27 protein-coding genes and 1 tRNA gene are annotated in these 26267 nt (G+C 66.2%); 14 read left to right on the forward strand and 14 right to left on the reverse strand.

What is annotated here, in order from left to right:
* Positions 1-2 precede the first annotated feature (2 nt).
* From H9638_RS08965 to H9638_RS09000, 8 genes are all read right to left on the reverse strand, one after another.
* The gene (locus H9638_RS08965) at positions 3-809 is read right to left on the reverse strand and encodes a thymidylate synthase (RefSeq protein WP_191746876.1); all 807 of its coding nucleotides are present in this window, start codon (positions 807-809) and stop codon (positions 3-5) included.
* On the reverse strand, positions 806-1228 hold the full coding sequence (locus tag H9638_RS08970; RefSeq protein ID WP_191746877.1) for a GntR family transcriptional regulator: 423 nt from the start codon (positions 1226-1228) through the stop codon (positions 806-808). The genes H9638_RS08965 and H9638_RS08970 overlap by 4 nt, the downstream gene beginning before the upstream one ends.
* A complete protein-coding gene (locus H9638_RS08975) occupies positions 1225-2994 on the reverse strand; it encodes a hypothetical protein (protein ID WP_191746878.1) in 1770 nt (589 codons plus the stop codon). Before H9638_RS08975 ends, H9638_RS08970 begins: the two co-directional genes overlap by 4 nt.
* An 81-nt stretch (positions 2995-3075) precedes the next feature.
* Complete coding sequence (locus H9638_RS08980; protein ID WP_191746879.1) at positions 3076-3600, reverse strand: ferritin; 525 nt, start codon at positions 3598-3600, stop codon at positions 3076-3078.
* Between the two features lie 103 nt (positions 3601-3703).
* The gene (locus tag H9638_RS08985) at positions 3704-4774 is read right to left on the reverse strand and encodes an NUDIX hydrolase (protein ID WP_191746880.1); all 1071 of its coding nucleotides are present in this window, start codon (positions 4772-4774) and stop codon (positions 3704-3706) included.
* A complete protein-coding gene (locus H9638_RS08990) occupies positions 4774-6999 on the reverse strand; it encodes an RNA degradosome polyphosphate kinase (protein WP_191746881.1) in 2226 nt (741 codons plus the stop codon). The genes H9638_RS08985 and H9638_RS08990 overlap by 1 nt, the downstream gene beginning before the upstream one ends.
* A gap of 96 nt (positions 7000-7095) precedes the next feature.
* On the reverse strand, positions 7096-8070 hold the full coding sequence (mshD, locus tag H9638_RS08995) for a mycothiol synthase (protein ID WP_191746882.1): 975 nt from the start codon (positions 8068-8070) through the stop codon (positions 7096-7098).
* Positions 8071-8112: 42 nt separating this feature from the next.
* Positions 8113-8823 (reverse strand): winged helix-turn-helix transcriptional regulator, encoded by a 711-nt coding sequence (locus tag H9638_RS09000; protein ID WP_191746883.1) that lies wholly within the window; start codon positions 8821-8823, stop codon positions 8113-8115.
* A gap of 135 nt (positions 8824-8958) precedes the next feature.
* On the opposite strand from H9638_RS09000, the gene H9638_RS09005 reads away from it, so the two are divergent.
* From H9638_RS09005 to H9638_RS09020, 4 genes are all read left to right on the forward strand, one after another.
* Complete coding sequence (locus tag H9638_RS09005; protein WP_191746884.1) at positions 8959-9711, forward strand: hypothetical protein; 753 nt, start codon at positions 8959-8961, stop codon at positions 9709-9711.
* A 233-nt stretch (positions 9712-9944) separates the two neighbouring features.
* Positions 9945-10544 carry a nitrobindin family protein gene (locus H9638_RS09010; protein ID WP_191746885.1) on the forward strand — a complete coding sequence of 200 codons (600 nt, stop codon included), beginning with the start codon at positions 9945-9947 and terminating at the stop codon, positions 10542-10544.
* 80 nt (positions 10545-10624) lie between these two features.
* Positions 10625-11728 (forward strand): CAF17-like 4Fe-4S cluster assembly/insertion protein YgfZ, encoded by a 1104-nt coding sequence (ygfZ, locus tag H9638_RS09015; protein WP_191746886.1) that lies wholly within the window; start codon positions 10625-10627, stop codon positions 11726-11728.
* Positions 11728-12144 (forward strand): ankyrin repeat domain-containing protein, encoded by a 417-nt coding sequence (locus H9638_RS09020; protein ID WP_191746887.1) that lies wholly within the window; start codon positions 11728-11730, stop codon positions 12142-12144. The genes ygfZ and H9638_RS09020 overlap by 1 nt, the downstream gene beginning before the upstream one ends.
* Positions 12145-12192: 48 nt before the next feature.
* Here the strand turns inward: H9638_RS09020 and H9638_RS09025 are convergent, their stop codons facing one another.
* From H9638_RS09025 to H9638_RS09045, 5 genes are all read right to left on the reverse strand, one after another.
* Entirely contained in the window at positions 12193-12909 is a 717-nt protein-coding gene (locus tag H9638_RS09025) for a GNAT family N-acetyltransferase (protein ID WP_191746888.1), read from the reverse strand.
* A 64-nt stretch (positions 12910-12973) separates the two neighbouring features.
* Positions 12974-14002: a 6-phosphofructokinase gene (locus H9638_RS09030; RefSeq protein WP_066296049.1), complete on the reverse strand. Its 1029-nt coding sequence runs from the start codon at positions 14000-14002 to the stop codon at positions 12974-12976.
* A gap of 129 nt (positions 14003-14131) precedes the next feature.
* Complete coding sequence (locus tag H9638_RS09035; protein ID WP_191746889.1) at positions 14132-14371, reverse strand: PspC domain-containing protein; 240 nt, start codon at positions 14369-14371, stop codon at positions 14132-14134.
* Positions 14372-14428: 57 nt separating this feature from the next.
* Positions 14429-14743 (reverse strand): YrzE family protein, encoded by a 315-nt coding sequence (locus H9638_RS16840; protein ID WP_225217243.1) that lies wholly within the window; start codon positions 14741-14743, stop codon positions 14429-14431.
* Positions 14743-16248, reverse strand: a complete 1506-nt coding sequence (locus H9638_RS09045) for a PspC domain-containing protein (RefSeq protein ID WP_191746890.1) — start codon at positions 16246-16248, stop codon at positions 14743-14745. The genes H9638_RS16840 and H9638_RS09045 overlap by 1 nt, the downstream gene beginning before the upstream one ends.
* A 135-nt stretch (positions 16249-16383) precedes the next feature.
* Between H9638_RS09045 and H9638_RS09050 the strand changes: the two genes are divergently transcribed.
* Both H9638_RS09050 and H9638_RS09055 read left to right on the forward strand, forming a co-directional pair.
* Positions 16384-17661, forward strand: coding sequence for an ATP-binding protein (locus tag H9638_RS09050; RefSeq protein ID WP_191746891.1), 1278 nt, complete (start codon positions 16384-16386; stop codon positions 17659-17661).
* Positions 17658-18335: a LuxR C-terminal-related transcriptional regulator gene (locus tag H9638_RS09055; protein ID WP_191746892.1), complete on the forward strand. Its 678-nt coding sequence runs from the start codon at positions 17658-17660 to the stop codon at positions 18333-18335. Before H9638_RS09050 ends, H9638_RS09055 begins: the two co-directional genes overlap by 4 nt.
* Before the next feature lie 10 nt (positions 18336-18345).
* Here H9638_RS09055 and H9638_RS09060 read toward each other — a convergent pair whose 3' ends face one another.
* Positions 18346-19569, reverse strand: coding sequence for a pyridoxal phosphate-dependent aminotransferase (locus tag H9638_RS09060; protein ID WP_191746893.1), 1224 nt, complete (start codon positions 19567-19569; stop codon positions 18346-18348).
* 332 nt (positions 19570-19901) lie between these two features.
* Between H9638_RS09060 and H9638_RS09065 the strand changes: the two genes are divergently transcribed.
* The 8 genes from H9638_RS09065 (at position 19902) to H9638_RS09100 (ending at position 26266) form a co-directional block, all read left to right on the forward strand.
* Positions 19902-19974, forward strand: a tRNA-Trp gene (locus H9638_RS09065).
* A 102-nt stretch (positions 19975-20076) separates the two neighbouring features.
* Positions 20077-20346 (forward strand): preprotein translocase subunit SecE, encoded by a 270-nt coding sequence (gene secE, locus H9638_RS09070; RefSeq protein ID WP_083521368.1) that lies wholly within the window; start codon positions 20077-20079, stop codon positions 20344-20346.
* Positions 20347-20444: 98 nt separating this feature from the next.
* Positions 20445-21236: a transcription termination/antitermination protein NusG gene (gene nusG, locus H9638_RS09075; protein ID WP_191746894.1), complete on the forward strand. Its 792-nt coding sequence runs from the start codon at positions 20445-20447 to the stop codon at positions 21234-21236.
* 130 nt (positions 21237-21366) lie between these two features.
* A complete protein-coding gene (rplK, locus tag H9638_RS09080) occupies positions 21367-21798 on the forward strand; it encodes a 50S ribosomal protein L11 (RefSeq protein WP_066296034.1) in 432 nt (143 codons plus the stop codon).
* Between the two features lie 132 nt (positions 21799-21930).
* Positions 21931-22638, forward strand: a complete 708-nt coding sequence (gene rplA / locus H9638_RS09085) for a 50S ribosomal protein L1 (protein WP_066296030.1) — start codon at positions 21931-21933, stop codon at positions 22636-22638.
* Between the two features lie 179 nt (positions 22639-22817).
* The gene (locus H9638_RS09090) at positions 22818-23918 is read left to right on the forward strand and encodes a GNAT family N-acetyltransferase (protein ID WP_191746895.1); all 1101 of its coding nucleotides are present in this window, start codon (positions 22818-22820) and stop codon (positions 23916-23918) included.
* 68 nt (positions 23919-23986) lie between these two features.
* Positions 23987-24691, forward strand: a complete 705-nt coding sequence (locus H9638_RS09095) for a FadR/GntR family transcriptional regulator (RefSeq protein ID WP_191746896.1) — start codon at positions 23987-23989, stop codon at positions 24689-24691.
* A 153-nt stretch (positions 24692-24844) separates the two neighbouring features.
* Positions 24845-26266 (forward strand): four-carbon acid sugar kinase family protein, encoded by a 1422-nt coding sequence (locus H9638_RS09100; RefSeq protein WP_225217244.1) that lies wholly within the window; start codon positions 24845-24847, stop codon positions 26264-26266.
* The last annotated feature ends 1 nt before the right edge of the window (position 26267 follow it).

A 26267-nucleotide genomic window follows, 5' to 3' on the forward strand; every position in this document is an offset into this window, starting at 1 on the left:
TTTCACACGGCGATAGGTGCTTTGATACCGGGGTGGTGCTGGTAGTCCAGGACCTCAAAGTCCTCGAGTTCATAGTCGAAGATGCTGGCCGGCTTCCGCCGCAGCCGCAGTTGCGGATACGGGAACGGCGCGCGGGACAGCTGTTCGGTGACCTGGTCCATGTGGTTGTCGTAGATGTGGACGTCGCCCCCGGTCCAGACGAACTCACCGGGCTCCAGGCCAACCTGCTGCGCCACCATCAGGGTCAGCAGGGCGTAGGAAGCGATATTAAAGGGGACGCCCAGGAAGGTGTCGGCGGAGCGCTGGTAGAGCTGGCAGGAGAGTTTTCCGTCCGCGACGTAGAACTGGAACAGCGCATGGCATGGCGGCAGGGCCATGTTCTCCACTTCCGCCGGGTTCCAGGCCGTAACGATGTGCCGGCGCGAGTCCGGGTTGGTTTTGAGCCCTTCAATGAGCTTTTCGATCTGGTCGATCTGCCCGCCGTCCGGAGTGGGCCAGGAGCGCCACTGGACGCCGTAGACCGGGCCCAGCTCGCCGTCGTCGTCCGCCCATTCATTCCAGATGCTCACGCCGCGTTCCTGCAGCCAGCGCACGTTGGAATCCCCGCGGAGGAACCACAGCAGTTCCAGGGCAACTGACTTGAAGTGCACGCGCTTGGTGGTGATCAGCGGGAAGGACCTGCTGAGGTCAAAGCGCAGCTGGCGGCCGAAGACGCTGCGGGTGCCGGTCCCGGTGCGGTCGGACTTTTGGGTCCCGTTGGCCAGGATGTCGCGGAGCAGGTCTTCGTACGGTGTGGGAATGGTGGTCACTGCTCCAGTGTAGTGGCCGGGGCTTCGGTATCCCCGGGTGAAGAACGCAGGGCAGTCCCCAGCAGGCGCAACAACTCGGGGTCGCTGATGCCGTGCCGGCGTGCGAGTGTGAGGAGGTTCTCGACGGCGGCGGTGAGTTCGCGCGGTGTGGGCCGTGGGTGCTGCGTTCCTGGGGGCTGCGGGGCGATGACGGTGCCCTTCCGCCGCATGGCAGTGACGATGCCATCGGATTCGAGCTCCTTGTAGGCCCGGGCCACGGTCCCTGGTGCAACGCCGAGGTCCGCAGCCAGCATCCGGATGGTGGGGAGCCGGTCGCCGGGGGAGAGGACGCCGGAAGCCGCGAGGGTGCTGATCTGCACCCGGATCTGTTCGTACGGAGGTACCGGTGACTGCAGATCCACACTGATGCGGGCACTCATGCCTGCTGTGCCGGTGGGAGGTCCGCCCGCTCGGCGTATCCCGGCAGATCCGGAAAGTGGGACGGGCCAAACTGCCGCAGCGCTATGACCAGTGCGGCCAGCAGCCACAGCCAGGCGCCGGCGCCGGCCTGCTGGACCAGCGGTCCCAGCCAGGTCAGCGGCGGTTCGAGTTCGGTGCCGCGCCAGGAGCTGTGGGCCCAGGGGCTGTGCAGTGAGAGATTGAACAGGGAGAGTCCTATTGCCGCGACGCTGAATGCCGCTGTGGTCCGGGAGAGGCGGAAGAGTGCCACCCGGCGCAGACGCAGGTCTACGGAGCGGTCTGCGGCAGGGAACGCCGGCCGCAGGAGAACCCGCCGGGAGAGGAAATCCGTCAGGACGGGCAGCATCAGCACCAGGACGGCCGCGGCGAGGGCGAAGCGCCAGTCGAAGAACGGGTCCGGGGCAGGAAAGTCAGCGGGCGGGGTGGCGGGTGGCGTGCGTGCAGCGTAGCCCTGAGCAGCGGCGTCGGCGTTGAACACCCGTGCGGCAGCATCGACTGAAGGGCCGAGTAACAGGGAGCCCAGCTGGATCAGCAGGACGGCGGCGGCTGCGCCCGTGCCGGTCCAGGCCAGCCAGCGCGGCGGGCGGACAAATGCCAGGTCATCAGGGTCCAGGGCATCGGCCGTCCCGACCGTCCCGACAGCTCCGACAGCTCCGGCGGTGAGGCGCACGGTGCGCCGGGAAATCGACGCCTCAGCGAGGAAACACAGCAGGAGGAACACCACTGCGGCACCCGCAGCGGCCAGCAGCGCACCGGCCCGGTCCTGCCAGATCAGGGCGAAGATAGCCGAGCCCGCCGCAGCGGCCGTGACAGGCCCGGCCAGGGTGAGGCGCAGGCTGGTTGCCAGGGACTTGACCGCCAGCGGGGACTGCGGCGGAGCTTCACCCTGTTCCGGAAGCTCGTTCTCCGGGACCTCGGGCAGCGGCACCCGCGGAGCGCGCTTGAGCAGGGCAAACAAGCCGAGGTAGAAGACGGGCAGGCTGATGAATCTCAGGACATCCCCCGTCTGGCTGAGCCCAGGCGGTGAGGGGTAGTTGGAGAGGAAGATGGCGCCGGAGGTGTTCAAGGACATCAGGAGGGCGGCGGCTACCCGCAGGACCCGGTGAGCCGAGGCCCGGCGCAGTGCGGCGTCCGCTTCCACGGTGGTGCCTGGAACCATGGGCCGGACTGAGATGAGTTTGAGGATTCCCGCCGTGGCTCCAGCGGTCAGCAGGACCCAGGGCAGCCATCCAAACAGCAGCGCCCTGGCTGGTGGCGAGAAAGGATCGCGTTGAAGCACGGTCCCGAGGACCAGCAGGTCCAGCACCAGGAAGACCAGCGCAACACCGGTCATATACCCGGGCATGAGGGTGCGCAGGCCCCGGTGCCGCAGGACAGCGGTGCGGACAGCACCGCGCGGCCGCGGCCAGGTCAGTTCCCCGGCAGCCAGCACCGCGAGTGCGAAGACCGTGGGTGGTCCCAGCTGCAGGAGTGCGGCCGGGATGCTGAAGTGGCCGTCCCACCACAGTTCCCCGGCCACTTCCACGAGCGCGGGCCGCAGGACACCGGGGAGCCACATAGCCGTCGCCAGGGCAACGATCCCGATCCGGCGGGCATACTTCTGCGCGGCCTCGGTGACCGTCCGGGCATCCGTTCCCGGCGTTGGCCGGACGGACAGCACCATCAGCGTGAGGACAACCGCCCAGAACAGCAGGTTGCCGAGCGTGGAAAAGACAACCGCCGTCATAAGGATCCCCCGGAGTTAGATATCGAATGTACCGAGTATTTGATACATAACTCCGGGGGTCAAGGGTTTTGCGTCAACGCCTTAGAGGGCGCCGCCGGCCGCCTCGGGGGCTCCGGCATCCTCGCCGCCGTCACCCACGCGCTCGCGGGCCATGAAGTTCTCCAGATCGAACAGGTTGTCCGCACGCCGGGCCACGGTCAGCAGCGTGCTCATCGAGGCAACTTCCTCCACCTGTTCCTTGAGGAACCACAGCATGAACTGCTCGCCGAGGGCGTCACCTTCGGCACGGGCCGCCGCGAAGAGGGCCTCGATCTGGGAGGTCACCTGCTTCTCCTGGGCCAGGGCCAGGGCAATCGGCTCCACCACGTCAGTGAAGTCGTTCTTGACCGGCTCAATTCCGGGGATCCGGACGGGCAGGTCCCGGTCCAGCATGTACTGGACCAGCATCATCGCGTGGTTCCGCTCTTCCACTGACTGCGCGTAGAAGTGGCGGGCCAGCTGCGGAAGGTCTTCGCCGTCGAAGTACACGGCCATGGCCACGTACTGCTGCGAGGCATTGAATTCGTTACCGATCTGGGCTTCAAGGAGTTCAGTGAATTTGCTCATGCCGCTAACAATATGCGCGCTGACCTGCACAAAAAAGGACGGATAGGCTTAGCTCGCCAAGGCAAGGCTAAGCACTCCCGCGGGTTTTCCCGCCGTCGCCGCCCTAATCGTCGAAGGGCCGGTACCTCTCCAGCGAGACGATGCGTCCCGGATGACGCCGGCTGACGTGGCAGATCACGGCTTCTCCGGGAACCAGATACGGGTCCTTGCCCGGAAGCTGGGCGGACATTGCGTCGGCCATGTGCGAAGCAAGGACCTCGAAGACCAGGGGGAGTACCGGCCGGTGGGTGCACAGGGCCACAGGCTTGGCCTTCTCGAACAGATTGTCGACGGCGGCGCGGGCCTTGCCGGGCTTGCGCTTGGCACTGTGCTCGGTCAGGGCGTCCACCGTCTTGAACTTCGGCTTGCGCGCATTCACGTAGGGACCCATCGTCTGGACGCAGCGAAGCCAGGGGCTCGTGACCACCCGGTCAGGGCTCCAGGCCACCAGCAGCCGGGCCACTGCCTTGGCCTGGCGCTGGCCCGTGGCCGCGAGCGGACGTTCGCCTTCCGCCCTGGCCCAGGAGGAACGCGGCTTGGCCTTCGCATGGCGGACCACGATCAGCGGCCAGGTAGCCAGGTCGTCCGCCTCGTACGCGGCAACCAATGATTCCAGCGGCAGCCGGTCGGTGGGGTTGGTCAGCAGCTCGGAGGCCTCGTCAGGGGTGCACCAGCGGACGCCGTCGACCTCCTTGCCGTCCGGCCGGGGCTTAGCCGACTCGACGTGGGCGGCCCAGTAGTGCACGGCTTTCAGGCCGGATGCTACTGGGTACCGGGTTTGGGGCAGGGGGATGCCCAACCGGATCTGGAGCCCGATTTCCTCCCGCACTTCCCGCACGGCGCATTCCGGAACTGTTTCTCCGGAATCGAGTTTCCCCTTCGGGAAAGACCAGTCGTCGTAGCGCGGCCGGTGGATCAGCAGGACCTCCAGCTGGTCACCCTGGACCCGCCAGCAGATCGCTCCAGCGGCCACGACCCTCGGCTCCCCGGAGAGATCCAGGGCATAGGGCGTCTCGCCGAGCAGCAGGGCAGCGGTTTCCTCCGGGGCATCCCTGCCGTCCTCCGGCAGGTAAAGTCCGGGTGGAAAGGGCCCGGGTCCGTCCGGTGCCGGTGCGGCATCCCTGGCACCGTGCATCAACGGCGGACCAGCGCACGCTGGCGGGACCGGGAAGCGAGCAGCCAGGACTGCACGTCCTCGAGGGGGCTGCCGTCCTCATCCTTGTGGTGCCGGGTCCAGATGCCGTCGGAATCCAGATGCCAGCTGGCGGTGCCGGGGTCCAGATAACGGTCCATAAGCTCAATCAGGTTACTAATGTCGTCCGGGGAGCCCAGCTGCACCAGGGCTTCGACGCGGCGGTCAAGGTTCCGGTGCATCATGTCCGCGGATCCGATGAAGACCACCGGGTCTCCGCCGTTGGCAAAGGCAAAGACACGGGAATGCTCCAGGAACCGGCCCAGGATGGAACGGACGGTGATGTTCTCGCTCAACCCCGGAACCCCCGGGCGGACGGAACAGATACCGCGGACAATGACGTCAACCCGCACGCCGGCCTGCGAAGCGCGGTAGAGGGAGTCGATGATCGCCTCATCCACCATGGAGTTGACCTTGATAATCACCCGGCCGGGAAGACCTGCCTTCTTGTTGGCGATCTCCCGTTCGATCCGGTCGATCAGTCCCGACCGGACGGACCGGGGGGCCACCAAAAGACGCTTGAACGTGGACTTGGGTGCGTAGCCGGAGAGCTGGTTGAAGAGTTTGGTCAGGTCCTCTCCCACCTGCTCGTTGGCGGTGAGCAGGCCCAGATCCTCGTAGTAGCGGGCCGTGCGCGGGTGGTAGTTGCCGGTGCCGATGTGGCAGTAGCGGCGCAGGCCGTCCACTTCCTGGCGTACCACCAGGGAGAGCTTGCAATGCGTCTTGAGCCCGACGATGCCATACACCACGTGCACTCCGGCCTGTTCCAGTTTCCGGGCCCAGGAGATGTTGGCCTGCTCATCGAAGCGGGCCTTGATTTCCACCAGGGCAAGGACCTGCTTGCCGGATTCCGCGGCGTCGATCAGCGCATCGACAATGGGCGAGTCGCCGGAGGTGCGGTACAGGGTCTGCTTGATGGCCTGCACACGGGGGTCAGCGGCCGCCTGTTCCAGGAACGCCTGCACCGAGGTGGAGAAGGAATCATAGGGGTGGTGCAGCAGGATGTCGCGGCGCCGCATGGCGGCGAAGACGTCCGCCGGTTTGGAGGTTTCGGATTCCTTCAGGTGCAGCGACGTATGCGGAACCTGCTTGGGATAGTGGAGGTCCGGCCGGTCGATCCGGCTGATCGGGCTGAGACCGCGCAGGTCCAGCGGCGCCGGCAGGGTGTAGACCTCGTCCTCTTCGACACCAAGTTCGCGCACCAGGAGTTCGCGGACGCCCGGGTTGATGTCCGGGGTGACTTCCAACCGGACCGGCGGGCCGAACCGGCGGCGCAGGAGTTCCTTCTCCAGCGCCTGGAGCAGATTCTCGGCGTCGTCCTCTTCAACTTCGAGGTCCTCGTTGCGCGTGACGCGGAAGGTGTAGTGCTCCACCACGTCCATGCCGGGGAACAGCTGGTCCAGGTGCTCGGCAATCATGTCTTCCAGCGGGATGAACCTGGCAGTGCGTCCCGCAACGTTCCCGGCGCGGGGACCGTCCACGGAAATCAGCCGCGGCAGCTGGTCCGGCACCTTGACCCGGGCAAAGAAGTCCTTGCCGCTGACCGGGTTGCGGACCACCACGGCAAGATTCAGCGACAGGCCGGAGATATAGGGGAAGGGATGCGCCGGATCTACCGCCAGGGGAGTGAGAATCGGGAAGACCTTCGCCGCGAACTGCCGGTGCAGCTGGGCCTTCGAAGCGTCGTCGAGTTCCTTCCAGCTGACCAGGTGGATGTTCTCCTCCGCCAGCGCGGGGCGGATCTGCCGGGCGAAGACCTCCGCATGCCGCTGCTGCAGCCGGTAGCCGGCCTGGGTGATCTCTTCCAGCTGTTCAATGGGGCTGAGCCCGGCAGCGGAGGGTACCGCCAAACCGGTGGCGATGCGGCGCTTCAGTCCGGCCACCCGGACCATAAAGAACTCATCGAGGTTGGAGGCGAAGATCGAGAGGAAGCTGACGCGCTCCAGCAGGTAGAGCTCCGGATCCTCGGCCAGTTCCAGCACACGGGCGTTGAAGTGCAGCCAGCTGATCTCCCGGTCCAGGAAACGGTCCGGGGTGATGTCACCGCTGGGCAGCAGTGCCGGACCGAAATCGGGGATATCGATGCGGTCCTGCGTGGCCCGCGGCGCGGGCATCGCTTCGGCAGAACCGAAGGACAACCGCGTGCTGGCTACGGTTTCGGAATCCATAGTGTTTCTCCCTGGCTGTTCTGGCGGGCCGCTCCATCATCCGGAACCGGAGTGCCGTGCGCGGCCAACATTCTCAACATTACAAGCCGCAGACCGCTATTCGGCTGCGTACATCACGTCCACGTCCCAGCGGACGAAACCGAGCCGCCGGTACAGGGCGACGGCGGGAGCATTGTCCGCGTCGACGTAGAGCATCACCGCGTTCAGGCCCGCCTGCCGAAGGTGCTCGATTCCCGCCAGGGTCAGGGCCTTCCCCAGTCCGCTGCCCTGCGCCTCCGGGGTCACACCCACTACATACACCTCGCCCATAGCCGGGTGGCTGCCGCTGCGGGGATGGACTTTCGTCCAGTGGAACCCCAGCAGCTCGCCGTCCGACTCGCGCACGGCCAGCAGGAATCCCGCGGGATCGAACCAGTCCTCCGCCATGCGGGCCTCAAGATCGGCGCGGGTCATCGCCCCCTGCTCGGGGTGGTGGGCGAACGCTGCGGCGTTGGCCTGCAGCCACGCATCTTCGTCGCGGCCGGGCTCAAAGGCCCGCAGCACCACACCCTCCGGCAGCGCGGGTGCCGGCAGATCCTTCTCCAGGGCCTCGTGGGAAAGGCGCATCCGCCACAGTTCCCGGACCGGCCGGTAGCCGAAGCGGGCAGCCAGCTCGACGGCGGCCTCATGGTTCCCGTGGGACCAGGCCAAGACGCGCCCGCCGGTGTCCTCCTGCACAGCCCGGGCCAGCGCGGTGCCAACCCCCTGGTTCCGGTAGTTCGGGTGGACCACCAGTTCCAGTACGCCGGCTTCCGGATCACCGGGCGGGGAATTGAGGACGGCGACGCCGGCGAGGTCCTGGGCAGTGGAAGGGTCGGAGTGCTCTTCCAGGGCAAGGGTGGAATACACCCGCAGCAGGTCGGGATCGGCGTCGGGGGAGCGCAGGTCGACGAGGGTCTGCTCCGAGAGGGGAGGATTCCCGTCAGCTTCGGCGGCCGCGGCGGCCAGTTCCCGGATGCCGCGCAGTGCCGCTTCGTCGGGGGCGCCGCGGGTGGTGAGGATAGGCCATCTGGTCAGGGGGTTCTCGCTCATTGAAGAAGCCTAACCGCCCAAGGCCGCGGGAGGGGAGACGCGTCAGCTCTCGTGGCGTGCGGCGGCCGGCTGGTCCTCCGGAGCGCGGGTGCGGGTAAAGCGGTATCCCACGTTGCGCACGGTCCCAATGAGGTTCTCGTGGTCCGGTCCCAGCTTCGCCCGCAGGCGCCTCACATGAACGTCAACGGTTCGTGTGCCGCCGTAGTAGTCATAGCCCCAGACTTCATGGAGGAGCTGGTCGCGGGTGAAGACCCGTCCGGGGTGCTGGGCCAGGTACTTGAGGAGCTCGAACTCCTTATACGTGAGGTTCAAGGCCGTGCCGCTGACCCGGGCGGTGTAGCTGGCCTCGTCGATCACCACACCGGAGGCATGGATCTCGGTGCTGGCCGCTCCGGAGGCGGCCTGGGCGCGGGAGACGGCAAGCCGGAGGCGGGCTTCGAGTTCTGCCGGACCGGCACTGTCCAGCACGACGTCGTCCGCGAGCCAGTTCGCTGCCACTGCGGCCATGCCGCCCTCGGTGAGGACCAGGATCAGGGGCGTGTCCAGTCCCGTGGCCTTGAGCAGCTGGGTGAGGGACCGGGCGCCGATCAGGTCCTTGCGGGCGTCCACGAGCACTACATCGCACGGATCAATATCCAGCAGGGCGGTCGGCTCCGCGGGCACCACGTGGACCTTGTGGTTCAGGAGTTCCAGTGCGGGCAGGATTTCAACTGACGCCCCGGAGCTGTTGGTGAGAAGCAGAATGTGCGGCATGGGTCCTCCGAAAGTTGGGCGCACATCGTCGGGCACGTTATCCATCCGGTCCTCAGCGGCCGAAGAGTGGTGAAAGTATATCCACGGATCCGCCCGCAGGCCGTAGCTTTTATCCGCGCCGCGTAATAAGGCAGTATGGCTAGGGTGAAACTTTGGAGCATTGCGGTGCCTGCGGCAGCTGCGCTGATCGGCATCGTGGTGGCTTCGTACATATCAGTCGAGGCGACGGCCATAGTTACGGGAGCAGCTGCGGCGCTCGCGGGATTCGGCTGGCCCTACCTGCTGGGTGTACCCGCCCGGAAGACCCAGGGCGGGGTCCTGGCGTTCGTTGGCGCCGGCGGTGTGGCAGCCGCCTACCTGGCCCCGGCCACCTCCATGCTGACCTGGCTGCCGGCCTTCACAGCCGTCGGTGTGGGCGCCGTCTTCCTGATCCAGCTGCTGCGCGGCACCGGCCAGGCGCACCGGCTCGAATCGACTATCGGCGTCATTGGCGGCGCGCTCATCTCCGGAATGGCTTCGGGCTGGGTGGCGGCTGACCGGCTGCCCGGCCCCGAAGGGTCCTACGGGCTGATTACCGCCAGCGGCGCAGCCATCCTCAGCGCCATCCTGGTTTCCCTGATCCCGCTGCCGGACCGGATTACCGCACCCTTCGCCGTCGTCGCCGGGGCTGTTGCGGGCGGAGCGGCTGCAGCACTGGTGCCCGGACTGCCCGTCATTGCCGGAGCAGTCATCGGCGCTGTCTGTGCCGGAGTCATCGCGGCTGTCCGCCGGCTGGCACTGACCCGGGATGAGGCCCCCGGGCTCCTGGGCGTGCTCTCGGCCGGACTCGCCCCGGTCCTTGCGCTCGGCACGGCCGTCTATTTCGCCGGCCGCCTGCTCATCCCCTAGGCACGCGGGCGGGCCTGTGCCCGGCCGGCGTCACAGGAGACAAAGCGCCCGGTGAGCGGGTTAGGATGGTGGCATGTCGCTTGTAGCTCTCGAAATCTTTTTCATCGTCCTCCTGGGTATCACCGGCCTGGCCATGGCCGGCTTTGCAGGCCTCGTGGTAGCACGCCTGTACAAGGGTCAGAAGTAACCTCTCACCCCGTTTTACCCCGTAATCCAAGGGAAGGGTCCCTGCCATGCCAATGGAGATCCCCACAGATCTGACACCCGGACTGGTTCCGCTGTCCTGGCTCCTTGGAGTCTGGGAAGGCTCAGGCCGGCTCGGCGAAGGCGAAGCCGGCTCCGAGCACTTCAAGCAGCAGGTCACGTTCACGCAGAACGGCCTGCCGTACCTGCAGTACACGGCGGAAAGCTGGTTGACGGACGAGGACGGTACCGTCCTGCGCCCCCTGGCTGTGGAAACCGGCTTCTGGGCCCTGGACCGTCCCCTGAACGACGCCGACGGCGGCCCCGGCCTGATCCCCGCCGACATTGTGCCTGCCCTGCGCAGCGCCGATGAGGTCGAAGCGCTGCGCAACGCCGACGGCGGCTTCGACATCACGGCAACGATCGTGCACCCCGGCGGAATCGCCGAGCTGTACTACGGGCAGATCAAGGGCCCCCAGATCCAGCTGACCACCGATCTGGTCATGCGTGGCGTCAACTCCAAGGAATACACCGCCGCGACCCGTATTTACGGCCTCGTCAACGGTGACCTTTACTGGCGGTGGGACGTCGCGGCGGAGGGCAAAGCCCTGGAAGCGCATGCCTCAGCCATCCTGAAAAAGCAGTCTTAGCCGGTTTGGGCGCCCGCCCTGCGACGGGCGGAGTGCCGCGCACCGGAATACACCTCCACGTCTAGGACGTTGCATCTAACATGAGCCCCAAAAGCCCCTTGCTTGCCCGCGCCGGAGCCGTCGAAGCCGGCGGACTGGATTCCGGTACTGCCGCCCATTACGGTGACCCGCTGCGGGAACAGCGGGCACTGGCACGGGGAGAGGCCGTGACCGACCTCTCCAGCCGCGGCGTTGTCACTGTGTCCGGTCCCGACCGGCTGAGCTGGCTCAACACCCTGTCTTCGCAGAAGCTGCTTTCCCTGGTCCCCGGAGAAAGCACCGAGCTGCTGCTCCTGAGCGTGCAGGGACGGATCGAGCACGACGCCCGGGTGCTGGACGACGGTGAGCGGACCTGGCTGATCGTCGAAGGAACCGAGGCCCCGGCACTGGCCGCGTGGCTGAGCAGCATGAAGTTCACCCTCCGCGTCGAGGTCCAGGACGTCAGCGAAGACTGGGCCGTCGCCGGCTCCGTGAGCCCGGTTCCGGCCTGGGCGGACTATTTGATGTGGACAGACCCCTGGCCCCGTGTCTCGCCCGGAGGCTACTCCTACACGGAGGCCGAATCCGCAGACCACCCGGGGCTCGAGCGGCCCTGGCACGAATACCTCATTCCGCGTTCCAGCCTTGAACAGGCCGTGGAGGACTCCGGCCGGGCACTGGCCGGATCCATGGCGGCCGAAGCCCTCCGCATCGCCGCGTGGCGGCCACGTCTCGGTGCCGAAACCGATGACAAAGTGATCCCGCATGAGCTGGACCTGATCCGTACCGCCGTGCACCTGGATAAAGGCTGTTACAAGGGGCAGGAGACCATTGCCCGGGTGCACAACCTGGGCCGGCCGCCCCGCCGCCTGGTTTTCCTGCAGCTTGACGGCTCCCAGCACACCCTGCCGGCTGCCGGCAGCCGGATCCTGTTTGGTGAACGGGAGGTAGGGCGCGTCACTTCCGTGGCCCAGCACTATGAGATGGGCGCTGTTGCCCTGGCCCTGGTCAAGCGCTCCGTTGACCCCGCAGCTGACCTTGTGGTGGACGACGGCGGCGAGCTGTACGCTGCCGCACAGGAACTGATCGTGTCCCCCGGCGCGGGGCAGGCAGTGGGCCGCCAGACCGGCTTCCTGCGGGCGCCGCGGGCGGAAAGGAATAACTGATGACTGATTTCCCCAGCGCATCCCAGGACGCGCAGCCCGCAGCCGACCAGGAGGCGCTCAAGCTGGCAGAACGGCTCTTCGATGCAGCCCGCGCCGGTGACACGGAACTGCTCCGCACTTATGTCAGTGCAGGTGTGCCGGCTACGCTCACCAACGCTGCGGGAGATTCGCTCCTGATGCTCGCGGCCTACCACGGGCACGCCGAAGCCACTGCGCTGCTCATTGAGCAGGGTGCGGATGTCAACACCCTCAATGACCGCGGACAGTCTCCGCTGGCCGGTGCGGTATTCAAGGGTTACACGGACGTGGTCCGGGTCCTGGCGGCTGCGGGAGCGGACCCCGACGCCGGGAACCCGTCAGCGCGGGCTGCCGCCGCCTACTTCCAGCGCACCGAGCTGCTGGACATCCTGGCCTAGCCGGGCAGAAAGCCAGCGGGGCAGTTACCCGGCTGGACAGTGCGGGACCTAGACCGGCAGGGCGACGGAGGCCCGGAGGCCTGCCGGGACGAACCCCGCGCCGGCTGCGGTCCGGGATGCCCCCACATTGTTGAACGGGGCGCGCCACTGGGGAATCAGGCCCGCCGCCATGGCATCTTCGACCGCTATGGCGCTGACGTAGCTGCCCAGGCCCTTCATCCGGTGTTCCGGCGCCGTGAGGGCGCCCATGTCCGCGAGAATGCCGTCCCTGATGCTGTAGCCCGCTCCTGCGAGGGGAGCCGGGTATTCAGGGTTCGCGTCGTCCATGAGCAGGAACAGTGCCTGCCTGGCACTCAGCTTGGCTTCCAGCACGTCGTCCGGAGGGCAGAGCCGTTCCAGCGCTTCGGCGTACCGGCGCTCATCAGCGACGGCGAGCTCACTCTCCGGGACCTCCGGATAGCAGTCCGCGTAGTAAAGGTGTTCCGTCCCCGTCCCGCGGCCGCCATGGTCCGCAGAGAGCCGCATCAGCGCCGCACCGCTGCTGAGCTCGGCAGCACTTTTAGACCTGGCCTGCTTGGCTGCCCAGGCAGGACCCGAGAACACCTCGCGGCCGAAGAGCCGGACGAAGGAGACTTCGCTGGCTTCCTCATGGACGTCGTAGATCCGCTCATCGCTGTCCGCGGCTGCCAATGCGTCATCGTCAAGACCGAGCCTGCGGGACCAGGCCAGCTGGATGATGGCAATCGTGCTCGTATCTAGCTGCATGAAATTCAACCTACACGGGGTGGAGGAGGGCAGCGCAAGCCGCAGGAGCCATTTGTTAGGCGGCCTAACCGAAAAGAATTGCGGCTTCCTCGTAACGGCGTTCCGGAACCGTCTTGAGGTTGCCGAGCGCCTTCTCGAATCCGACCCGCACGATGTCCGTTCCATGGAGCGAGACCATGGTGCCCCACAGCCCCTCCACCACGGAATCCACCGCGGCCATTCCCAGCCGGGTGGCAAGCACCCGGTCAAACGCAGTGGGAACACCGCCGCGCTGGATATGGCCCAGCACCGTGGCCCGGGTTTCGATTCCTGTCCGTGCCTCGATTTCGGGAGCCAGCAGTTCGCCGATCCCACCGAGCCGGGGGCGCCCGAAAGCATCCAGCCCGCGTTCGGAATGCGGCGCTTCCATGTCGGTGGTCACGAAGCCTTCCGCGACGACCACCAGGGGTGCGCGGCCACGGTCCCTGGCCTCGTTGACCCACTGGGCGATCTGGTCCAGGCTGACCGGCTTTTCCGGGATGAGGATGGCGTGCGCTCCCGCCGCCATGCCGGAATGAAGTGCGATCCAGCCGACGTGCCGGCCCATCACTTCCGCCACCATGCACCGGTGATGGGATTCGCCCGTGGTGCGGAGCCTGTCGATGGCTTCGGTTGCGATCTGCACCGCAGTATCGAATCCGAAGGTGAAGTCGGTGGCGTCAAGGTCATTGTCGACCGTCTTGGGCACACCCACGATGTGCAGTCCCGCGTCGGTCAGCCGCTGCGCGGCAGCGAGCGTGCCTTCACCGCCGATGGCGATGACAGCGTCGATCCCCAGCCGGTCCAGCGTGGCCTTGATCTTCTCCGGTCCGCCGTTCGGGCCTTCGAACGGGTTGGTGCGGGACGTGCCCAGGATAGTGCCGCCCTGCTTGGAAATACCGCGGACCCGGGTACGGGGCAGGTCGATGATGTCGCCGTCGACCACACCCCGCCAGCCGTCAAGAAAACCGACGAACTCCACGTCATGGGTTTTGATGCCGTTGAGCACCGCTCCGCGGATCACCGCATTGAGTCCGGGGCAGTCGCCCCCGCTGGTGAGAATGCCGATCTTCATAGAGTGACCCCTGGATCTGGTAGGTGGGCGGCGGCCTCCTACGATTCTAGTCACGAGCGGGCACCGTACCGTCATGTTCGGCGGACCGGGAGTGCCGGGGCAACGGATTCCTCCCGCCCCGGCACTGCGTCAGCTGCCGGTGATCCGCTCCAGGACGATTTTTCCGTCCGTTGTGGGCAGCAGCAGCCAGGCAACCAGGTAGGTCCCGATACCGATGAAGGGGAGCAGGAAACTCAGCAGCACGGCAATACGTACCAGGGACACATCCCAGCCGAACTTCTGGGCGATTCCGGCGCAGATTCCGGCGATCCAGCCGCCCCGTGCACGTTTGATGGGTGATGAACGCAGCGTGTTGTAGAACTTTTCCATGGGGTTACTATGCCTGCTTTCTCTACGGTTGGGGATGGATGAGCGGGAACCGGGCCGTCAGGGGTTCCGGCTCCGGCCCAGGACGGAGATCAGCCCGCCGACCACCAGCGCGGCACCTGCTCCGATCAGTACGCCCAGCAGGACCATTCCGGCATCGAGCCGGATTCCGGTGAGCTGGACGGCCAGGATCAGCCCGCCCAAGGCGGCGAGGACCAGGCCCCAGACTATGGTTCCCACCCGCAGCGGCCGGTGTTCGGGTTCCGGTTCCGGGACGTAGACCCCGTCTGACGGCGGCGGTGCATAGGTCCCCGGGGGACCGGCGTCGAGATTGCGGTTTTCCCTGGCTTCCCAAGGTTCCCTGGATTCACTCATCAGTCGAGGCTGCTTTCATTTGTGGTCACCAGAACGTTGCTGGCGACACCCTTGATTTGGAGGATGATCTGGTTTCCGGTTGCCGTGGCGTTCAGCTGCCTCTCCTGCGGGCCGACCCACACGCCGCCGGCGGAGCGGACGCTGCCGCCGTACTCCAGCTCGACGTTGCCGAGCGCCATCTCGCTGACAACCGAGACCCGGACATCATCCGGAACGAGGATCACCAGGTTCCCGGCCGCAATACTCACCGGTACCACCACGTCGCCGTCTTTCACCTCGTCGGCCAGGCTGCGGAGATCGAGGTTTCCGCCTGCCGCGGCCATGGAATAGCCGTCCTCCGCGGAGCCTGCCTGGCCGGCATTCCAATTGACGTCGTTGGCAACGACCACATTCCGGTACGCGTAATTTCCGCTGAACAGCAGGGCCGCGATCAGGGACACGACGGCAAGGCCGCCGGCGATTCCGGAGGAGCGGCCAGCTGCACCGAGCCCCACGATGCCAAGTCCCAGCACCACGGCGGCTCCGGCGAGCGCTACGGCCGCAGGCGAGCGGAAATCATAGATCCCGGCATAGTCCAGGGCGAGCAGAACACCGGCGGCAAGCAATGCCGTACCGCTGATGAGCGCAGCCCAGGATGCCGGAGCCGAGGTTGACGGCTTTACGGTTTTCGCGGGCGGTGGGAACTGCACGTACGCTCCGCCGAACTCACGCTCCGGCCGGCCGGAAGGGCTGCCGTAGGCGTGGGATCCGCCCGGGGCAGGCAGCGGCATGGTGGGAGCATCCGGGCCGGGGTACCCGGCAGCAGGGAACGCCCTGGTGTGCGGTCCCGGGGAGCCGGCGGCATTCCCGTCGAAACCGGCTGTGTTGTCTCCCGGACGGCCGTTTTCGCCGGGCCGGTTGGCTGCCGGATACGGGTCCGGCTGCTGACCCGGATAGGGCTGCTGGTGCGCTGCCGGACCGTCTGACTTAGCGTGGCTGCGGCTGGTTACCCAGTAGATGCACAGGATGATGGCGGCGATCCAGAAAAGTCCCCAGAAAATTCCACCCAGCCAGCCGTCCTCGGCCCAGAAGGAGACTCCCGGGGCCCCGAAGCCGAGGATGGTGAACGTCAGGGCACCGGTCATTCCGGAGCTCCAGGTGCCGCGGATGGCTTCGTCCAGGTGAATCCGGCCATCAGGCTCGGGCAGCAGTGCCCAGGCCACGCCGTAGAAGACAACGCCCACGCCGAAGAGTGAGAGCAGGATGACCAGCCCGCGTACCAGGGTGGGGTCAAGGCCGGTGCGCTGGGCGATTCCGCCGGCGACGCCGCCCACCCAGCGCTGCGGTGAACGCTGGATTCCCAGCTGGCGGACCCAGGTGAAGAAGGAGTTGCTCCCGGAGGTGCGGGGGAACGGAGCCTGGCCCTGGGTGTTCTGGGTGCCCTGCGGGTCCTGCGGTGGAAGGTGCTGCGTGGATCCCGTGGTGGCGGGCTGCCCGTCTCCGGGCTCGGAAGGATGCGAGTTCATACTCCCAGTGTTCCGTCCCCGAGGTGCCGGCGCATCGGGGATTCCCCTGAGGGACCCCTGATCCTGCCCCTGATACCGTGTGCAGGCTTTCCACCGGGTAGCAGTTTTGCCGTCCTGCCGTGTTTGGATTGGGGCATGAGACCTCCCTTGCTCCGCTCCCCGGACCGAGTGGTGGCCGGTGTCTGTTCGGGACTGGCTGCCCACCTGGGCATGCCGGTGCGCACCGTCCGCGTGCTGATGGCGGTGCTGTCGCTGCTGGCCGGAGCAGGAGTGCTCCTCTACGCCTGGCTGTGGATCATGGTGCCCACCACGGAGGAGGACGCGGCGTCAGGTGAACGTAATCCGCGCAGTGTTGCGGAGAATTTCGCCCGGTATCTGCAGGAAGAGCAGGCAGGCCGGGCCGCCCCGGGGAAACCGGCTATTGGCACGCGCGAAATCCTGATCGGCCTGATGCTGCTGCTGGTGGCGGCCGCCGTCGTGGCGCAGCGGCTGGGCGCGGAAATCAACCTTGGACTGCTCCTGCCGTTTGCGGCAATCGCGGCTGGCGCTGTCCTGGCCTGGTCACAGCTGGATGCCTCCCGGCGGGCAGGCCTGATGGCTGGTGCCGGTGCGGACCGGAAGGCCGGCCTGACCCGGCTGGTCATCGGCCTGCTGCTGGTGATAGCCGGGTTCCTGCTGATTGTTTCCGGCTCCATCACCTGGGACGTGCTGATGGCCGCGGTCCTGGCAGCATTGGCCGTTCTGGCGGGCATCGCACTGGTCCTGGCACCCTGGGCCGTGAAGTACTGGCGCGCATTCCAGCTCGAGCGGACCGGGCGGATCCGGCAGACCGAGCGGGCCGAAATTGCCGCGCACCTGCACGACTCCGTGCTCCAGACACTGGCACTGATCCAGAACCGTGCCGGGTCCGAATCCGAGGTCATCAAGCTTGCCCGTGCGCAGGAACGTGAACTGCGGCAGTGGCTCTATGCGGATCCGGAGAAGGGGACCGGCACTCTGGCCGATGCCCTGAAGGGAGTGGCCGCGGAGGTCGAGGACTCGTACGGCCATCCCGTGGACTTCGTTGCCGTCGGCACGGCTGAACTGACGGTGCAGAGTTCGGCGCTGGTGCAGGCGGCCCGTGCCGCGCTGTTCAATGCTGCGCAGCACGCAGGGGGCCAGATTTCCCTGTATCTGGAATGCCGCCCGGAGGCCGCCGAGGTTTTTGTCCGGGACCGGGGGAGCGGATTCGACCAGGATGCCGTTCCGGAGGACCGGCTGGGACTCCGGGAATCGATCGTGGGCCGCATGCAGCGGCACGGCGGCACGGCCAAGGTGAAGAGCAGCAGCGAGGGCACCGAGATACATTTGGCACTGCCCCTGGCCGGTGCGGATGCACCGGCACAGCCTGAACGGGAAACGGAGAACAGGTGAGCAGCGCAGTACCGCACCTTGAAGCAGCCAAGCCAATTTCGGTGGTCGTGGTGGACGACCACGCCATTTTCCGGTCAGGCCTGAAAGCCGACCTGGACGGACGGATCAACGTCCTTGCCGAGGCAGCGGCCGTCGAAACCGCTGTCGCCGCGATCCGGCAGACCCGGCCGCAGGTGGTGCTGCTGGACGTCCATCTGCCCGGCGGATCCGGAGGCGGGGGAGCCGAGGTCATCGCCGGCTGCGCCGATCTGCTGGTTTCGACCCGGTTCCTGGCCCTGAGCGTTTCTGATGCGGCGGAGGACGTTGTCACCGTGATCCGGGCCGGGGCGCGCGGCTACGTCACCAAGACCATTTCCGGCACGGAGATTTCCGACGCCGTGGTCCGCGTCGCCGGGGGTGACGCGGTATTCTCTCCGAGGCTCGCCGGATTCGTGCTCGATGCCTTCGGGGCGTCCACCACGGTCAGCGTGGATGACGAACTGGACCGGCTTTCGGCACGCGAACGCGAGGTGATGCGGCTGATTGCCCGCGGCTACAGCTACAAGGAAGTCGCGAAGGAACTGTTTATTTCCGTGAAGACGGTGGAAACCCATGTCTCCGCGGTCCTGCGGAAGCTGCAGCTCTCATCCCGGCACGAACTGACCAGGTGGGCTGCAGCCCGCAGGCTCCTCTAGCGGGCGCGCATTACTTCTTTGCCTGGCCGAGGAAGTCCCTGAGCCGGTCCATGCCGGTCTTGAGGTCCTCGTCGCCCAGGGCATAGGACAGCCGCAGGAAGCCGGACGGGCCAAAGGCTTCGCCCGGTACGACGGCGACTTCCACCGTATCCAGGATCATCGCCGCCAGTTCCGCGGATGTCTGCGGACGCAGCGGTCCGGCAGCGCCCGGGAATTCGCGCCCCAGCAGCCCCCGTACGTCGGCGTAGGCGTAGAAGGCGCCCTCGGGCATGGGGCAGTTGACGCCGTCGATGGAATTCAGTGCCTCGACCATGGCCTTACGGCGGCGGTCGAAAGCCGATTTCATGTCATCAACGGCCGTCAGCGGGCCGGAAACAGCGGCCAGGGCAGCCATCTGCGAGACGTTGGAGACGTTGGAGGAGAGATGGGACTGCAGGTTGGTGGCCGCCTTGATGACGTCCGGGGCAGCGATCATCCATCCCACCCGCCAGCCGGTCATGGCGTAGGTCTTGGCCACACCGTTGAGGATCACGACTTTGTCGCCCAGTTCCGGGCAGCGGGTTGCAATCGAGGTGAAAGGCACGCCGTCGTAGGTCAGGTGCTCGTAGATTTCATCGGTCACGACGAACAGGCCGTGGTCCGCTGCCCACATGCCGATCTCGGCGACCTGGTCCGCCGGGTAGACCGCGCCGGTGGGGTTGGACGGGGAGACGAACAGCAGCACCTTGGTCTTGTCGGTCAGGGCGGCGTCGAGCTGGGAGACCGTCACCATGTAGCCCTGCTCGGGACCGGCGAATACCTCGACGGGGACACCGCCGGCCAGCCGGATGGCTTCGGGGTAGGTGGTCCAGTAAGGAGAGGGGACCAGGACTTCGTCCCCGGGGTTGAGCAGGGTGGCGAACGCTTCATAAACGGCCTGCTTGCCGCCGTTGGTCACCAGCACCTGGGAAGGGTCAACGCTGTAGCCGGAGTCCCGGAGGGTCTTCTCCGCGATTGCCTTCTTCAGCTCCGGCAGGCCGGCTGCGGGGGAATAGCGGTGGAACCGCGGATCCTTGGCAGCGGCCACGGCCGCGTCCACGATGTAACCCGGCGTCGGGAAGTCGGGCTCGCCGGCGCCGAAACCAATGACCGGACGGCCGGCGGCCTTCAGGGCCTTGGCCTTCGCGTCGACGGCAAGGGTGGCGGATTCTGCAATGGAGGCGATGCGTTCTGAGATTCGGCCGTTGGAAGGCATGGCGTTCCCGTCTGGTTTGGTGCGGTTTGCTTGTTCCAGCCCCGAAGCAGGGCGAAGCAGGTCATTGTCAGGCAACGTTTTACCGTTCCTTATGGAAGCCAAGCTTAGGCGCGGCGGGGTCACATTTCAGTCTTTTACACTTCCACGGCCCGGTGCGTCCCGCGGTTTAAGGCCCGCTGCGTTGGGTGCGGGGCCCGCACCCAACGGGCCGGTTCGACTCAGGGCAAAAGATTGCGTAGACTTGATCCTCGGTGTTGATCTCTCGATGCTGGCTTATGCCCACGTCCGGTTAGGATGGATGCGGGGAAGCCGGTAAAGTGGGACTCTCCCAAAGGGTAGTGGCGCAATTGGTAGCGCAGCGGTCTCCAAAACCGCAGGTTGCAGGTTCGAGTCCTGTCTGCCCTGCGCATGACGTCGGTTTCGCCGTCTAACGCAGTCCTTCATGAAGCAGCAGTTCCCCGGCACGCGCTGCGGGACTGTGAACCGAACAGATGAGTGAGGCGAAAGGTGACCGAGACAGCTGCCAGCAGCTCCAAGGGACACCCCTCAGGCAAGTCGCCTAAGAAGCGCGGCTTCTTTGGCGGCATCGCCCTCTTCCTCCGTCAGGTCATTGCCGAGCTGAAGAAGGTGGTGACGCCCACCCGCAAGGAGCTGCTGAGGTACACCATCGTGGTTATGGCCTTCGTGGTCGTCATGATGATCATCGTGTCGGTTCTGGACTTTGTCTTTGGTACTGGCGCACTGTGGATCTTCGGTTCGGGCAGCGGCGAAAGCTAGCCCCCGACGGCGTTTCATCCGCAGCTGCGGCCGTTATGCCGAAGAACTGAGCTAGTGACAAACCCATTAGAGCTCTGAAGAAGAAAGCAGGAATCTACGTGTCCGAGCAAGAACTCGAATCACAGATCAATGAAGAAACCGCTGATCTGGATGCCGAGGAGCAGGTTACCGAAGCAGACGCCGCGGCGGCTGACGGTGACGCATCGGCCGAAGATGCGGAAGAAGCCCCTGTCGAGGAAGCTTCAGCCGACGACGCCGCGGATGCCGCGCCTGCCGATGAGCCCGAAGAAGACCCTGTTGTTGCCTTCAAGGCAAAGCTGCGCCGCCAGGAGGGTGACTGGTACGTCATTCACTCCTACGCCGGCTACGAGAACCGCGTAAAGGCGAACCTCGAGACCCGCATCCAGACCCTGGACATGGAAGAGAATATCTTCGAAATCCAGGTTCCGATGGAGGAAGTCGTCGAGATCAAGAACACCACCCGCAAGATCGTCAACCGTGTGCGCATCCCGGGCTACGTCCTGGTCCGCATGGAACTGACGGATGCTTCCTGGGGCGTTGTCCGCCACACCCCCGGCGTCACCGGCTTCGTGGGCAACGCGCACAACCCGGTCCCGCTGAGCCTGGATGAAGTTTTCTCCATGCTTGAGCACACCGTGGTTTCCCCGAAGACCGCCGGCGGTGCTCCCGCAAAGGCAGCCCAGTCCGAGATTGCAGTGGACTTCGAGGTTGGCGAGCCCGTAACGGTCAACGAGGGGCCGTTCGAGACGCTCCAGGCGACCATCTCCGAAATCAAGCCCGAGTCCCAGCAGCTGGTGGTCCTTGTGACCATCTTCGAGCGCGAGACTCCGGTGACCCTGGGCTTCGGCCAGGTCACCAAGCTGCAGTAGCACCTAAGACTTCGTTGTCTGCAGGTCCGCTTTACCCTGCCGGCAGCGTCCGGCCGCCACGCCATGGCGGCCACCAACCCGGACGGACGCTCCTGTTCCCCGGGAACATAATTTAGAGAAGGACCCTTTCATGGCCCCCAAGAAAAAGGTCACCGGCCTCATCAAGCTGCAGATCAACGCAGGTGCCGCCAACCCGGCTCCTCCGATTGGTCCTGCGCTTGGCCAGCACGGTGTCAACATCATGGAATTCTGCAAGGCGTACAACGCTGCAACGGAATCCCAGCGCGGCAACGTTATCCCGGTTGAAATCACGGTCTACGAAGACCGCTCCTTCACCTTCATCACCAAGACGCCTCCGGCAGCTGAGCTGATCAAGAAGGCAGCCGGCGTCGCCAAGGGTTCGGGCACTCCGCACACCGTCAAGGTTGCGAAGCTGACCCAGGCACAGGTGGAAGAGATCGCCACCCAGAAGATGGACGACCTGAACGCCAATGACGTGCAGGCCGCAGCGAAGATCATCGCCGGCACCGCCCGCTCCATGGGCATCACCGTCGAAGGCTAATAAAGCAACACCCGCCCGGGTCCGCCCGGGCAAAACCAAAACATCATCGCCGCACCACCCCTGACGGGGCGCGGCACGTGGCAGGGCCGAGCGCGGTCCGACAGACCACAACTGCACAAGGAGAAAAAGCAGATGGCAAAGCGCAGCAAAGCATATGAAGCCGCTGTAGCTAAGATCGACGCGGACAAGCTGTACGCGCCGGTTGAAGCTGTAGCACTGGCGAAGGAAACCAACCCGTCCAAGACGGACGCAACCGTTGAGGTTGCCTTCCGCCTGGGCGTCGACCCCCGCAAGGCTGATCAGATGATCCGCGGCACGGTCAACCTTCCCAACGGCACGGGCAAGACCGCCCGCGTCCTCGTCTTCGCCACCGGCGAGAAGGCTGAAGCAGCCATCGCTGCCGGCGCCGACTTCGTTGGTTCCGACGACATGATCGAAAAGGTCGCAGCAGGCTGGACCGACTTCGACGCAGCCGTGGCTACGCCGGACCTCATGGGCAAGGTCGGCCGCCTGGGCCGCGTGCTCGGCCCGCGTAACCTCATGCCGAACCCGAAGACCGGTACGGTTACCCCGAACGTTGCCAAGGCAGTGTCCGACATCAAGGGTGGCAAGATCGACTTCCGCGTCGACAAGCACTCCAACCTGCACTTCATCATCGGCAAGACGTCCTTCGATGCGCAGAAGCTGGCCGAAAACTACGCCGCTGCCCTCGAAGAGGTCCTTCGCCTGAAGCCGTCCGCTGCCAAGGGCCGCTACATCCAGAAGGCCACCGTGACCACGACCTTCGGCCCCGGCATCGCCGTGGACCCGAACGTCACCAAGGTCCTCGCCGACGCATAGCATTTCCTTCAGGCCCAGCGCCTGGCCCTCAAGCGGCCGCAGCATTTGCTGCGGCCGCTTTTGCGTGCCCGGGGGAGGGACACGGGGAAGCGCGGTGCGGTGCACCTGCGGCGGCCGCCGAGGCAGCCTGGGCCGCCGGACAGGTGACAGGACAGGGCTGCGGGCAGCAGGATGGGTTCATGGAATTCCAGGCCCAGCCCGTCCACCAAAGCCCCGTTCCCCGGCAGCTGGGGGAGGCGGGCACCGAGGGGTTCCTCGCCGTCGCCCGGCTGGTAAACGAACGGAACAGGCGGTTCTGGGGCAGTACGGACTTTGAGGAGTCACCCGAGGCCCAGCTGGCGGTGATGCAGCCCCGGAAAGCGGGCCGGAGGGTGATCCTGCTTCCGGCTGGCCCGGAACCTGCGGGCGCAGCAGTGCTCATTGTTCCGCTGACCGATAACACCCATGCGGTGTGGGTGGACGTGATGGTGGACCCGGCGGCCCGGGGCGCCGGGCTGGGGCGCAGCCTGCTCCGGGCCGCCGAAGAGTATGCGGCTTCCCTGGGGCGCAGGGTGCTGGACGCGGAAACCGAGCACCGGCTTGCCGGAACTGGAACCGGCGCCGGCGGGGCCGTGCTCCGCCCGGCTACGGGAACGGGGGAGATCCCGGCGGACGCTTCGGCGCGTTTTGCCCAGGCCGCCGGGTTTGCTCTGGAGCAGGTGGAACGGATCAGCCTGCTGGAGCTGGAGAATGGTGCGGACTTCAGTGCCGGCTTATCCCGGGCACGCGCTGCCGCGGGAGACGGCTATGCCTTGGAAACCTGGACCGGCCGGTGCCCGGACGCCCTTGTCAGTGACTACGCGAAGCTGAAGCAGCGCATGAGCACCGATGCCCCCATGGGCGACCTGGAATGGGAAGAGGAAGCCTGGGACGTGGAGCGCGTGCGTGAGAGCGAGGCCACCCAGGCAGCAGCAGGTGTGGACCTGCTTTGCTGTGCCGTCCGGGACCTCTCCACCGATACGCTGGCCGGCCACACCGTCCTGTGGGTGCAGCGCGAGCAGCCCCAAGCCGCGATGCAGGATGACACGCTGGTTCTCCGGGCCCACCGCGGGCACAGTTTGGGCATGCTGCTCAAGACGGCGAACCTGCAGCGGCTGCAGCAGGAACGGCCGCAGGTGCGGCGCATCTACACCTGGAACGCCGAGGAAAACAGGCACATGCTCCGCATCAACGAGGCCCTCGGATTCCGGGCGGCGGCCTGGGGTGGCCAGTGGCAGCGGCGGCTGGGGTCCGCAAACTGAAGGGCGGGCCCGGGTGGGTAGGATTGGTTATCTGACATCCGCCCGGATGCCTGCACTTCAGGGGGAGCATGGAACGCAAGACGCTGGTGGATACCGTCGCGGACCAGCTGCTCGACCGGATCATCGACGGGGATATCGAGATCGGTTCGGCTCTGCCCTCAGAGGCGGACATTGCCGAGGCAGCCAACGTCAGCCGGCTCACCGTCCGTGAAGCATTGAAGTCGCTGCGGGCCAAGAACGTGGTCAACGTCCAGCGCGGCCGGGGCACCTACGTCAATCCGCCCCGGGACTGGACCTCCCTGGAGGCCACGGTCCGTGCCGCCGCCCACGGTGTCGGTGAAAACAACGTCTCCCTCCAGCTGCTGGAAGTCCGGCGCATGATTGAGACCGGTGCCGCCGCGCTGGCCGCACTGCGCAGGGAGCCCGAGGACCTGGATCTGCTGGAACAGCATCTCGCCGGAATGTGCGGGGCAGCGGAAGCGGGCGACGTCGATTCCTTCGTCCGCGAAGACATTGCGTTCCATGACGTGATCCTCCGGGCTTCGGGGAACGTGCTGGTGCCGGCAATGTATGAACCCCTGGGACGGCTGCTGTCCACGGGTCGACGTGAGACCTCAGCAGTTCCCCTCATCCAGGATCATGCAATCGCCATGCACCGGGCGGTCCTCAAGGCCATCGCGGCCGGCGACGCCGAGGAATCCCGGCTCGCAATGGACGCCCACATGAACCAGACGCAGACAGACCTGATGGAGCACGTCCTGCGTTCGGGCTAGTCAGAAGGCTATAGCCCGGACCAGCTGTCCTGGGCTGCCAGCCCGTCTTGCGATACTGCTCCTTCCAGGGGTCTCCAGTGTGCCTCCCGTGCGGTCATGGACCCCCAGTTTCCATGTGTAAGATGTCTGACATCTGATTACAAAGGAGTGTTCATGGAAGACCTTGGGAGCCTGCTCTCCGGTTACCCCGAAGCGGTATCCGTTTCCGCGGCGGAGGTGGCCGCAGGTGCCACCGGCGCCGTCTTCATCGTCCTCGACGACGATCCCACCGGGACGCAGTCCGTGGCAGGGCTGCCGGTCCTCACCTCCTGGGGAGAAGCAGACTTTGCCTGGGCGCTGTCCACCGGGGCACCGGCGATCTACGTGCTGACCAATTCCCGCAGCCTGGCTCCCGCGGATGCCGCCCGCATCAACCGCGAGGTCGTCGCGAACGCCCAGGCCGCCGCAGCTGCTCAGGCCGCCCGCCTTGCCTTCGTTTCCCGCAGTGACTCCACCCTGCGCGGACACTATCCGCTGGAAACCGATGTCCTCGCCGAGGCCATGCAGGCGGCAGGGCTGAAGGCCCCCGACGCCGTCGTGCTGGTCCCGGCCTTTCCGGATGCCAACCGGGTAACCATCGGCGGGGTGCACTACATGCGCAGCGGCACCGAAGTGCAGCCCATCGCGGAGACCGAGTTTGCCCGCGATGCCACCTTCGGTTACGCCAGCTCCAACCTGGCTTCCTATGTGGAAGAGAAAACCGGCGGGCGGATCAATGCTGCTGAGGTTATTACCCTCACGCTGGATGTCCTCCGCGGGGGACCGGAAAAGATCGCGGCAGCCCTCGCCGGTGCCGCTGACGCCGTTCCCGTTGTTGCAGACGCAGTGTCCGAAGACGACCTGCGGCTGCTGGCCCTGGGACTGCAGCACGCAGAAGCGGACGGTAAGAGCTTCCTCTACCGGGTTGGTCCGCCCTTCGTCCGGGCTGCCATCGGCCAGGAACAGCACGCGCCGCTGAGCGCCGGCGACGTCTATGGCGACGCCCCCGTTGGCCGCAGCCGCGGCGGCCTGATCGTTGTGGGCTCCCACGTTGGCGTGACCACCCGGCAGCTCAACCACCTGCAGGAAGTCCGGCCGCCTTCACTCACCGTGGAAATCGACGTCGCCTCCGTCATCGATCCGGAAATCCGTGAAAAGCACCTGGCTGACGTCAGCGGCCAGGTGGCCGCAGGCCTGAGCGCCGGTGACGTCGTCCTGCACACCAGCCGCCAGCTGGTCACAGCCTCGACGGGGGATGAGTCCCTGGATATTTCCCGCCGCGTTTCCGCAGCCGTCGTCGACGTCGTCCAGCGGGTACTGGCCGCCACCCCGCCCCGGTTCGTCATCGCCAAGGGCGGCATCACCTCCTCCGACGTTGCGTCCAAGGGCCTGCAGATCGGCCGTGCCATCGTCCGCGGCCCGATGCTGCCCGGAATCGTCTCCCTCTGGGAGCCGATGGACGGCCCCGCCGCAGGCATTCCCTACATCGTTTTCGCCGGCAACGTCGGCGATGACTCCTCCCTCGCCGCCGTCGTCGAAATCCTCTCGGAACAGTAAG

Origin of the sequence: Arthrobacter pullicola (genome assembly GCF_014836875.1) — a bacterium.
In the GTDB taxonomy this organism is placed as follows: Bacteria; Actinomycetota; Actinomycetes; order Actinomycetales; family Micrococcaceae; genus Arthrobacter_B; species Arthrobacter_B pullicola.